The 10,858-nt window shown below is 73.0% G+C and carries 10 protein-coding genes; 2 read left to right on the top strand and 8 right to left on the bottom strand.

Annotated elements, in window-relative coordinates:
* Positions 1–391: 391 nt before the first annotated feature.
* Complete coding sequence (locus HLK59_RS44310) at positions 392–1,309, bottom strand: alpha/beta hydrolase (protein WP_171147338.1); 918 nt, start codon at positions 1,307–1,309, stop codon at positions 392–394.
* Between the two features lie 198 nt (positions 1,310–1,507).
* Here HLK59_RS44310 and HLK59_RS44305 point away from each other — a divergent pair, with 198 nt between their 5' ends.
* Positions 1,508–2,116 (top strand): TetR/AcrR family transcriptional regulator, encoded by a 609-nt coding sequence (locus tag HLK59_RS44305; protein ID WP_171147337.1) that lies wholly within the window; start codon positions 1,508–1,510, stop codon positions 2,114–2,116.
* 182 nt (positions 2,117–2,298) lie between these two features.
* On the opposite strand, the gene kynU is transcribed toward HLK59_RS44305, so the two are convergent.
* Together kynU and HLK59_RS44295 are read right to left on the bottom strand one after the other, a co-directional pair.
* Positions 2,299–3,483 carry a kynureninase gene (gene kynU / locus HLK59_RS44300; protein ID WP_171147336.1) on the bottom strand — a complete coding sequence of 395 codons (1,185 nt, stop codon included), beginning with the start codon at positions 3,481–3,483 and terminating at the stop codon, positions 2,299–2,301.
* Positions 3,476–4,315, bottom strand: coding sequence for a tryptophan 2,3-dioxygenase family protein (locus HLK59_RS44295; RefSeq protein ID WP_171147335.1), 840 nt, complete (start codon positions 4,313–4,315; stop codon positions 3,476–3,478). The genes kynU and HLK59_RS44295 overlap by 8 nt, the downstream gene beginning before the upstream one ends.
* Before the next feature lie 214 nt (positions 4,316–4,529).
* On the opposite strand from HLK59_RS44295, the gene HLK59_RS44290 reads away from it, so the two are divergent.
* Positions 4,530–5,237 (top strand): response regulator transcription factor, encoded by a 708-nt coding sequence (locus HLK59_RS44290; RefSeq protein WP_171147334.1) that lies wholly within the window; start codon positions 4,530–4,532, stop codon positions 5,235–5,237.
* A 22-nt stretch (positions 5,238–5,259) separates the two neighbouring features.
* On the opposite strand, the gene HLK59_RS44285 is transcribed toward HLK59_RS44290, so the two are convergent.
* The 5 genes from HLK59_RS44285 to HLK59_RS44265 all read right to left on the bottom strand — a co-directional run bounded on the left by HLK59_RS44285 (position 5,260) and on the right by HLK59_RS44265 (position 10,680).
* Positions 5,260–6,879, bottom strand: coding sequence for an ATP-binding protein (locus HLK59_RS44285; RefSeq protein WP_171147333.1), 1,620 nt, complete (start codon positions 6,877–6,879; stop codon positions 5,260–5,262).
* An 87-nt stretch (positions 6,880–6,966) separates the two neighbouring features.
* Entirely contained in the window at positions 6,967–8,181 is a 1,215-nt protein-coding gene (locus HLK59_RS44280) for an ABC transporter permease (protein WP_171147332.1), read from the bottom strand.
* Positions 8,178–8,918 (bottom strand): ABC transporter ATP-binding protein, encoded by a 741-nt coding sequence (locus tag HLK59_RS44275; protein ID WP_346779959.1) that lies wholly within the window; start codon positions 8,916–8,918, stop codon positions 8,178–8,180. Before HLK59_RS44275 ends, HLK59_RS44280 begins: the two co-directional genes overlap by 4 nt.
* An 11-nt stretch (positions 8,919–8,929) precedes the next feature.
* On the bottom strand, positions 8,930–10,138 hold the full coding sequence (locus tag HLK59_RS44270; protein ID WP_171147331.1) for a peptidoglycan-binding protein: 1,209 nt from the start codon (positions 10,136–10,138) through the stop codon (positions 8,930–8,932).
* A gap of 2 nt (positions 10,139–10,140) precedes the next feature.
* On the bottom strand, positions 10,141–10,680 hold the full coding sequence (locus tag HLK59_RS44265) for a hypothetical protein (protein ID WP_346779958.1): 540 nt from the start codon (positions 10,678–10,680) through the stop codon (positions 10,141–10,143).
* Between the last annotated feature and the right edge of the window lie 178 nt (positions 10,681–10,858).

The following is a 10,858-nucleotide window of genomic DNA, read 5'->3' as shown; positions in this document are numbered from 1 at the left end:
TCGCCGAAGAGGTGCGCGGCTGCGCCTGCCCACCTCCGTGGCGGACCCGAGCGGTCGCCCTCAGCCCCGCCGCCCTGACCCCCGTCGCGAACCCCACAGCCGTCCCCCTCCCAGTCCGCCCGTCCATCAGGCTTGTCTGGTAGGGAAGTTACGGATCCGACCGCGTCGTCCACGTCCCGCCGGGGAGCCAATTCACGACGTAGCTCTCAGGTACTACGGGTATCAGAAGGGCCAGGTCAGCCCCGGCTCAGCGCCACGTCACGCGCCATCACCACGCCAGGGGCCCCCAGCCCGCCAGGGCAATCACCACGCCAGCCACAGTCACCACCCCAGGACCGCCACCCCGCCACGCGCCACCACACCGCCGGGACCATCACCCCGCCGGCCACGCTCACCACGCCAACTGCGCGATCTCCTCCACCACCACCGCACACGCGTCCGCCGCCGGATCGATCAGCGGGAAGTGACCGACGTCCTCCAGCAACGTCAGCCCCACCACCTCCCCCGCCTTCGCCGCCGCGTCCGCGTACGACTCGGCGACGGCCTCCGGCACATCCACGTCCGTACGCCCCTGGACGAGCGTCGTCGCGATGCCGGTCGGCAGCAGCAGCGCGGGGTCCGCGTACGGCCGCCGGTCCCCGAAATGCGCCTCCCCGCCCAGGAGTTGCAGCGCGGCGCCCCCGCACACGTCCAGCTTCCCCGCGACCGTGAAGTCCGCGATCGGAGCCAGCGCCACCACACCCCGCAGCGGCGTGGGCCGGTCCGTGCGCCAGGGGGCGTCCGCGGGCAGCACATGACGAGCCGCGGCCCACAGCGCCAGGTGACCGCCCGCCGAGTGCCCGGTGACCACCATGCGCCGCGGATCGGCCTGCGGCAGGAACTCCCGTACGAGATCGGGAAGCGCGTCCAGCGCCGCCGCGACATCGTCGAACGTGTCCGGCCACCGCCCCGCGACAGGCCCCGCGACGGACCCCGCACCCGTGCCCGCACCACCACCGGACGCGCCGTCACCCTGCCCCGGCAGCATCGCCCCCCTGCGGTACTCGACGTTGGCCACCGCGAACCCCCGCCGTGCCAGGAAGTCCGCGAACGGAGTGATGTGGCGCCGGTCGTACGGCGCGCGCCACGCGCCCCCGTGCAACACGACCACGAGCGGCGCGCGGCTGACGTCACTCTTCGGTGTGTAGAAGTCGATCACCTGGTCGGGGTGGTCCCCGTATGCCGCGCTGGTGTCGGGGTCGACGGGCGGGTGGGAGAAGGCCGACTCCTCCTCGGCGGCGGCCCGGGCTGCTGCGGAGTCGTCCGGCATGCTCCAACCTCTCAGCGACGTAACGTATTTGGACGAGACGGATGTGGCGGACCTGGAGAGAATTCGGCCGTTGGCGGGGACGGTATCAGGCCGGTGACGTGCACGGACAACGCGGATGTCACGCTCGGTGAGGGGTAAACGGTTCTGCTGTGTCGTTACCCTGGCGCCGGAAGCCCCGCACGCACCAAGGAGGCCGTTATGTCCGCCGAGCCCGGCACCCTGCGTCCCGGAGGGCGTACCGCACGTGTGCGCGCGGCCGTGCTGCGGGCGGCCGGTGATGTGCTCGCCGAGCAGGGATTCGCGCATCTCGATCTCGCGGACGTCGCCCGCCGGGCCGAGGTCGGCAAGACCACCGTGTACCGGCGGTGGGGCTCCGTCACCGCGCTGGTCGCCGATCTGCTCGCCGACATGGCCGAGCAGTCGCTGCCGCGCGAGGAGACCGGGTCCGTCCTGGGCGACCTCCAGGCCAACTCCCGCCTGGTGCAGCGCACTCTCGCCGACGCCCGCCAAGGCGCCCTGTTCCGCGCGGTGATCGCGGCGGCCACCTGCGACGAACGTACGGCACAGGCCCTGCGCCGCTTCTACGACGTCCGGGTCGCGGAGTGGGCCCCCTGCGTCGAACAGGGTGTGCGGCGCGGGGAGTTGCCTCGGCACACCGACGCGGAGTCCGTCGTACGAGCGGTGTCGGCGCCGCTCTACTACGCGCTGCTGACCACCGGGACACCCCCGGACCCGGCGGCGGCCGACCGCGCCGCCCGCGCGGCCTACGCGGCAGCCCTGGCGGGGGTGTACGCCACCGACGGGTGACCGCCCCGCCCCGCACGGGAACCGGCAGGTGCACCGGAACCAGCGGGCTGTCGCGACCCGGCGTTCAACCGACCGCCGCCGGGCGGCGACAGCACCCCCTCACACCACACCCTCACGCCACACCACACCGTCACACCACAACCTCACGCCACGGCCTCACATCACGACCCCACGCCGCAGCCTCAGGCCACGACCTCGCCCAGCACCCGAGCCGCCCGCTCCACGTCCCCGAACCCGACGTACAGCGGTGTGAACCCGAACCGCAGCACGTCCGGGGACCGGAAGTCGCCGACCACACCCCGCTCGATCAGCCGCTTCATCACGTCCCCGGCGTCCTCGCAGCGCAACGCCACCTGGCTGCCGCGCTCCTCGTGGGCCGCCGGGGTCACCGACTCCACCCGCCCCGCAGGCGCATACCCGGCCACGCACTCCAGGAAGAAGTCCGTCAGCGCGAGCGACTTGGCGCGCACCGCCTCGACCGAGACGCCGTCCCACACTTCAAGTGCCGCCTCCAGCGCCAGCATCGACAGGATGTCCGGCGTACCGACCCGCCCGCGCAGCGCACCCGGCGCCGCCTCGTAGTCGGGCCGCATCCCGAAGGGCTCCGCGTGGGAGTTCCAGCCGGGCAGCGGGGAGTCGAAACGGTCCTGGAGAGCGGATCGCACATAGAGGTACGCCGGTGAACCGGGGCCGCCGTTCAGGTACTTGTAGGTGCAGCCGACCGCCAGGTCGACCCCGTGCTCGTCCAGCCCCACCGGCAGCGCGCCCGCGCTGTGGCACAGGTCCCAGACCACCACGGCACCCGCCGCGTGCACGGCCGCCGTCAGCCCGGGCAGGTCGTGCAACCGGCCCGTGCGGTAGTCGACATGGTTCAGCAGCACGGCCGCCGTACGCTCACCCAGCGCCCCCGGCACCTCGGCCGGTGTCACGGGACGCAGCGTGCAGCCGGTCATCCGGGCCGCTGACTCGGCGATGTACCCGTCGGTGGGGAAGGTGGTCGCGTCGACCACGATCTCGTCCCGACCGGGCCCCGCCATCCTGACCGCCGCCACAAGTGCCTTGAAGACATTGACACTTGTGGAGTCGCCGACCACGATCTGCCCGGCCGCCGCCCCCACCAGCGGGGCGATCCGATCGCCGATCCGCTCGGGCGCGGTCCACCAGCCGCTCTCGTCCCAGGACCGGATGCGCAACGCACCCCACTGCCGTCGTACGACGTCCTCGACCCGCCCCGGGACGGCGGCGGGCAGCGCGCCGAGCGAGTTGCCGTCCAGATAGACGACCTCGTCGAGCACGAACTGCGCACGCAGGCCCGCCAGTTCGTCGGCGGCGTCCAACTTCTCCGCGCGTACGGTGAGTTCAGACATGGGACCGCGCCGTCCACAGCTCGGGGAACACGTTCTTCTGCGCGCGCTTCTCCAGCCAGGCCACCCCGGCCGAACCGCCCGTGCCCGCCTTGGCGCCCATCGCGCGCCGGGTGGCCACCAGATGGTCGTTGCGCCAGCGCCACACCAGCTCGGCGACATCGGTCAACGCCTCGCCGAGACGGGCGACTTCATCGCCCGCGTCTCCGGAGTAGACGGCGGTCCAGGCCGCCTCGACCTCGGCCGACGGCTCGTACCGCCGCGACACGTCACGGCTGAGCACCGGCTGCGGGATCGCGTGCCCGCGCCGCGCCATCAGCCGCAGCACCTCGTCGTACAGGCTCGGCTCGTGCAGTGCCTTCTCCAGCTCGGCGTGCACCCGCGGCGCACCGCGGTGGGGTACGAGCATGGACGCGGACTTCTCGCCGAGCAGGAACTCCATCCGGCGGTACATCGCGGACTGGAAGCCGGAGCCCTCGCCGAGGGCGGCACGGTAGGAGTTGAACTGGGCCGGTGTGAGCTGTCCGAGCGGCTTCCAGGAGGCGTTCAGTGCCTCCAGCTCGCGTACGGAACGCTTCAGCGCGTCGACCGCGACCGGCACGTCGTCGGAGCGGAGCGCTCGCGCGGCGGTCTCCCACTCGTGGACGATGACGGTGAACCACAGCTCCATGACCTGGGTCGTGACCAGGAAGACCATCTCTCCGGGATCGTCGGAGAGGGTGTGCTGGAGGTGGGTGAGCACGTCCGCCTTGACGTAGTCCTCGTACGGCGTAGTGCCTTCGAAATCGAGATGCGGAGTCTCTGGCTCCTGAATGTCATGAGCCTCGTGGGACATCGCTGTCTCCTGTTATGTACTCCGGGTAGCGGTCCGCCCCTGCCGTTACCGACACGGGGGCCCCGGTCCCCGCCAGGCATCCTCTTCGATGGTCCCGCGAAAAGGCAAGGTTCGCCCGGTCACACCGGGCGGGACCCGGCAGCGCCGCCTGTACTACGGTTCTGGAGCGCGCGGAAGCGCGCCGGGGGCAGGTGTCTGTGCTGGGGGAGAAGCGTTGAGCGCTCGGATTCTGGTCGCGGAGGACGACGAGAAGCAGTCCCGTCTGATCCGGATCTACCTGGAGCGGGAGGGGAACACGGTGCACGTCGTGGCCGACGGCCGCGCGGCGCTGGAACGGGCCCGTTCGTCCAAGCCTGATCTCATCGTCCTCGACGTGATGCTCCCGCTGGTCGACGGACTCGACGTCTGCCGCATCCTGCGCACCGAGTCGGCCGTCCCGATCCTGCTGCTCACCGCCCGCACCACCGAGGAGGACATGCTCCTCGGCCTGGACCTCGGCGCCGACGACTACCTCACCAAGCCGTACAGCCCCCGCGAACTGACCGCGCGGGTAAGGGCGTTGCTGCGCCGCTCCAGGAACTCGGGCGGTGCCGCGGAGCCGGCGGTGCTGCGCGTCGGCGCGGTGGAGCTGGACACCGCGCGCTTCGAGGTCCGCGTCGCCGGACGGCCGGTGCCGCTGACCGCGAAGGAGTTCGCCATCCTGGAGATGCTGGCGCGGGAACCGGGCCGGGTCTTCACCCGGGCGCAGATCATCGAGCGCGTCTTCGGCTTCGACCGGGACGTGCTGGAGCGGACCGTCGACGCCCATGTGATGAACATGCGCCGGAAGGTGGAGGCGGACCCGCAACGGCCACGCCTCCTGGAGACGGTGTACGGCCGGGGCTACCGCCTCGCGGACGGCTCGGACTCGACAAGCCCCTGACACCAAGCCCCTGACGCCGGACTCAGCGCGCCCCTGAAGGCAGAGTGACCGTGAAGGCCGTACCGACACCCACCTCGCTCCGTACCTCGATCGTGCCCCGATGGTCGGTGACGATCTGGCGGGCGATGGACAGTCCCAGGCCGCTGCCGCCGGTCGCCCGCCCCCGGGAGGCGTCCGCCCGCCAGAAGCGGTCGAAGAGACACGGAAGGTCCTCGGCCGATATCCCCTTGCCGGTGTCCCGTACCTCCACGACGGCCAGCTCGCCCCGCAGGTCCAGGGCCAGCGTCACCGTCCCGCCCGCCGCGGTGGCCCGCAGCGCGTTGCCGACCAGGTTGCCGACGACCTGGCGCAGCCGGTCCGGGTCCGCGGTCACGATCACGGGCCCCGGCGCCTGAAGCTCCAGCGCGACGCCCGCCGCCTCGGCCTGGGCGCGGTGGGCGGTGCGGCCGGCCTCCAGGAGGTCGCGCAGATCGACCGCGACGGGGTGGTAGGTGAGCGTCCCGGCCTCCGCCAGGGCGAGATCCTGGAGATCGTCCACGACCCGCTGCTGCAACAGCGCCTCCTCGTGGAGCGAGGCGAGCAGGTCCGGGGTCGGCTCGACGACACCGTCCCGCAGCGCCTCCAGATAGCCGCGCAGATTGGCCAGCGGGGTGCGCAGTTCGTGGGCGATGTCTCCGGTGAGCCGGCGCTGGCGCTCCTCGCCGGCCTGGAGGGAGTCGGCCATACGGTTGAAGGCGCCGCCGAGCTGCGCGATCTCGTCGCGGCCGAGGACGGGTACGCGCCGCGCCAGATCGCCCTCGCCCAGCCCCTTCGCGGCCAGGGTGAGGGCGCGGACGGGACGGAGCACGGCCCTGCTGAGCAGCAGGGCGCCGAGGATGACCGCGAGGGCCACACCCACCGCGACGGCCACGGTGGGCGCGGCGGCGAGGGCGGGCGGCGACTCGTCGCGGACGCCGAGGCGGATCTCCAGGCGGGGTGGGGCGGTGGCGCCGACGCGCTCGTTGAACACCCGCTGGAGGCAGGCGGCGATCGGCTGCTCGGACTCGCACGGCCGGAGCGCGTCGAGGTCCTGCTGGATCCGCGGATCCGCTGTTCCGGTCGGCTCCGGGCACTGCGCGGGGCGACGGTCCGTGCTGATCCGGGGGACACCGGTCGCGCCCGGCCGGGCCGTCACCTCGGCTCCCGCCCGCGTCAGACAGGCCGCGTACGCCACGGTGGCCCGGTAGTCGGAGATCGCGGCGGCCGTCTGCTTCAGCGACATCCGGGGCACCTTGCCCTCGGGAACGCTCAGGACGGGGCGCGCGTCGACCAGCACCGCGGGCCGGCCGCTCAGCGCGCGGGGGGCACGCCCTGCGAGGGCGTCGGAGTCGGCGAGCAGGACGTCGGTCTCCGTGGCGACCCGGATCCGCTGGCCGGTGTCCCGCGCGAGCTCGGCCACGGTGGGCGACAGTCCCTCCCAGGTGCCGTGGGCGTATCCGTACGCGCGCAGTTCGCCGGTGATCCGCGCGACCTCCTGGCGGCCGGCCGTGGCGGTCTCCCGCACCTGACGGTTGGCCTGCTTCAGGGTCAGCCAGGCGGTGGCGGCGGTGGCGGCCAGCGCGACCACCATGAGCAGCCCGAGAACCCTGAGCCGGAAGCTCATCGCGACCCGCTCTCGGCTGCCGGAACGCAGGGGTTCACCGGGACTCCTTCGGTCGGGCCCCGGCACCCGGGGACCGTCTGACGGTACTCATGTGCCGGCCAGCGCCTCCGTCGGCGCCAGCCCGCTCGCCCGGACCGCCGGGTACAGGCCGGCGATCACGCCGATGAGCAGGGTCGAGGCGACACCCGCCGCACTCGCCCAGACCGGGACGACCGTGGGCCAGTCGCGGCTGAGGGCGTAGCCCGCGGTGATGAGGGTGCCGAGGACCGTTCCGGCCAGGCCGCCGATGAGGGAGAGCAGCAGGGACTCCGTCACGAACTGGGTGCGGATCTGCCCCCTGGTCGCCCCGAGGGCGCGGCGCAGGCCGATCTCCGGGCGCCGCTCCAGGACCGAGATGACCATGGTGTTGCCCACCCCCACGCCACCGACGAGCAGGGCGACCCCGCCGAGGCCGAGCAGCAGTCCGGTCAGCGCGGACTCGGTGGCCTCACGGGCGGCGAGCGCGTCGGAGGGCCGTGAGATCCGCACCTCGCCCGGTTTCTCGGGGTGGGCGGTGGCCGGGAGCACCGCCCGTACCGCGGTGACCTCGCTGTCCTGGGCGCGGACGTACACCGTCGACGGATGGCCTTCGAAGCGCAGATAGGTCCGGGCCGCCGACCAGCCGACCAGGGCGGCGCTGTCGAGCTCCGGCGCGAGCGGCACCGGATCGAGGACGCCGATCAGCGAGAACCAGCGGCCGCCGAGCCAGAGACGGGTTCCCGGGGTGTACACGTCGAGCCGCTGGGCGGCCGTGGCGCCGAGGACGACCGCGGGGTACTCGTCGGTCGCGGAGTCCAGCCAGCGGCCCCTGCGCACCTCGCCACCGACGGCGGGAAGGAGTTCGCGGCCCGCCGCGAGAACCGTCAGTGAGCCGGTGCGGCCGATGGCGATGCGCTCGTTGCGGTACACGTGGGCGTCGGTCGCGCCGGTGGCCGCGACCTGCCGTACCGGCGGAATCCGGCGGATCATCGACACGGCCTCATACGGCAGTTCGGCCTTCTCCCCCGCGAGGGACTCGCCGGGGGCGACCCGCAGCAGGTTGGTGCCGAGGGCGTCGAGGCGCCGGTCCACCTCCGCCTGTCCTGAGCCGGAGATACCGACCACCGCGATCATCGCGGCGACCCCGATGGCGATCCCTAGCGCGGACAGGAAGACCCGCAGCGGCCGGGTCCGCAGACCGGTCCCGCCGAGCCGTACGACATCGGCGGGCCGCAGCCGCGCGGCACGCAGCGGTCCGGAACGCGTCCCGCCGCCGCCCGTCACCGGTGCGCCCCGCTCGTCGTGCTCGTCGTGGTCCGCGCCGTGTCGCCGACCAGTCGGCCGTCGCGCATCTCGATACGGCGGGGCAGCCGGGCGGCGATCTCCCGGTCATGGGTGATGACGACGACCGTCGTACCGCCCGCGTGCAGTTCACGCAGCAGTTCCAGTACGGCGGCCCCCGACCCGGAGTCGAGGTTTCCGGTCGGTTCGTCGGCCAGCAGCACCGACGGTCCGCCGACCACCGCGCGGGCGACCGCGACGCGCTGCCGCTCGCCGCCGGAGAGCTGGTGCGGCAGATGGTGGACCCGGTGGCTGAGCCCGACCCTGGCCAGCGCGGCCGCGGCCCTGGTCCGGCGGCGGCGCGCCGGGACGCCCGCGTAGAGCAGCCCGTCCGCCACCGAGTCGAGCACCGGCACGCCGACCGCCAGATGGAACTGCTGGAAGACGAAGCCGATCCGGGTGGCCCGCAGTGCGGAGACCTCGCGGTCGGAGAGCTTCGCCACGTCGTGGCCGTCGATCAGGACCCGGCCCGCGGAGGGCCGGTCGAGGCTGCCCATGAGATGGAGCACGCTGGACTTGCCGGAGCCCGACGGGCCGACCACGCCGACGAGTTCACCGCGCCCGATACGCAGACTCACGTCACGGACCGCGGCCACCGGACCCGGATACGTCTTGGAGACCGCGTCGAACTCCACGACCACGGGCGGACGTTCACTCACTCCGGGACCGCTCACGCTCACTCCGGGACCGCTCACTCCGGGATCCTCACCTTCATGCCTTCGCGGACCGCGGGCCCGCTGACCTCCACCTCGCCGTCGGCGAAGAGCCCCGTCCGTACGGCGACGAACCGGCCCCGCTCCGTCTCCAGACCGTGCCCGCCCTCGGCGAGAGCGACCAGCGCGGCCACCGGAACGGCCAGGACGTCCTTGGCCTCGCGGCCCACGTACTCGACGGTGACCGGCCCGCTCTCCAAGCGCCCCACCGACTCCTGGTCCCCGATGGTGACGGTGACCGGCACCGTGGCACCGGCCTGCCCCGAGCCGCCCTCGCCACCCGCCTCGGGCGCGGTCGCCTGCCTCCCGACCGACGCCACCTCGCCCTTCACGGTCTTCCCGTCGGGCAGCTGTACGCGGACCCCCGTACCGCGTACGGCCCAGGCGGCGTCCGTGGCGGAGGCGTCGACGACGACCTTCCGGGCCGTGCCGGTGTAGGTGAGGGTGTTCTCGCCGGCGGCGTCGCCGAGCCGGACACCCGGCCGGCCGATCCGCACCCTGCCGGTGGAGTAGACGACGTCACCGATGGCGACCGTCCCGGTCTCGGGCAGCCCGAGCGACTTCTGCCAACGCTCCACCGCCCGGGCCGTCTTGGCGGTGTACGTCTCGTCCACGGTGAAGCCGGAGTAGCCGAGCGCGGCCAGGTTGGTCTCGAACTGGAGGACGTCCATGCCCTTGAGCTCGGTCGGCGCGACGGGCTCGGCATCCTCCTGGGCTGCCGCATCCGTCTCCCCCGCCGCATCCGTCTCCCCCGCCGCGTCCGGTGTGGCGGTGAGCCCCAGGTCCCGGTACATGGGCAGCCTCCCGTACAGAAGCACCACGGGACGGTCGTCGACGCGCAGCAACACGTCCCCGCGCCGCGCCGTGGCCCCCTGCTCCGGCAGCCAGGTCACCGTGCCCGTCGCCTTGACCGGCAGCGGTATCTCCGTGCCGTATCCCAACCGGCCGTCCACCTCGGTGCGTTCGGTCAGCGTCGTGCGGGTGACGGGGACGAGAGAGCCGGCCCGGGACGGTGTGCTCGGGCCCTCCTCCTCGCCACCGCCGAGCCCGAGGGCCCCGACGACGGCGACGGCCGTCACGACGAGGGCGACGGCGCAGGCGACGAGCGCCGAACGCCTCCTCGGCCCGCCGCGCGGCGGCCGCGGCACCGCATCGGCTGTGTCCGCGATGTCAGATGTGTTCGCCATGCTCAGCCCTTGCCGGGGCTCGGGGTGGCCGGAACCCCGATGATGGGCCCGCAGACACGGGTGGCCCGCTTCGCACCGGCCGAGGTCTGGTCCCATTCGCCCTGGCCGAGACCGTCGGGCCCCGGGTCGGGGAAGTCGGCGGCGCCGTTCTTCTGCATGCACGCGGCGTACCGGCGCTCCACCTCGATCTGCTCGGCGGAGAGCGAGGGCTGGTTGCCCTTCTCGATGCTCTCGGGCACGGCGGGCAGGTCCTTGCCGCATTTCTGCGTGGCGGCCAGGAACTTGGGGTCCTTCTTCAAGGTGCGCACGATGTCGCCGCCGCCGAAGTCGATGTCCCCCTCGGCGTCCGGGTCCGGAGCGTCGATGCCGTTCTCCCGCAGGCACTTCACGTACTCCCGGCGGGCCTGCACATACGCGGCCACGTCGTCCCCGCCGCTCGGCGAGGCCGACACTCCGGTGCCGCCGTCGGCCGTCGGGACCCCCGCCTCCTCGCCACCGCCCCCGCAACCGCCCACCACGAACATCACGACCGCGGCCGCCACGGCCGGCAGTATCCGATACGTCCCCATCGGTCCCCCCGCTCTCCTGTCGAACCCGTCCGCGAACGCGCCGGGCAGGCCGACCGTAGGGCGGAGCCGATGAAGAACTCTTGAAGAACCTGTCAGCCGATCATGCGGCCGCGGTCGTGATGTTCGTGGTGGGCGGTTGCGGGGGCGGTGG

It is taken from the genome of Streptomyces sp. S3(2020) (assembly GCF_013044505.1).
In the GTDB taxonomy this organism is placed as follows: Bacteria; Actinomycetota; Actinomycetes; order Streptomycetales; family Streptomycetaceae; genus Streptomyces.
This window is presented reverse-complemented; position numbering and strand designations above follow the sequence as displayed.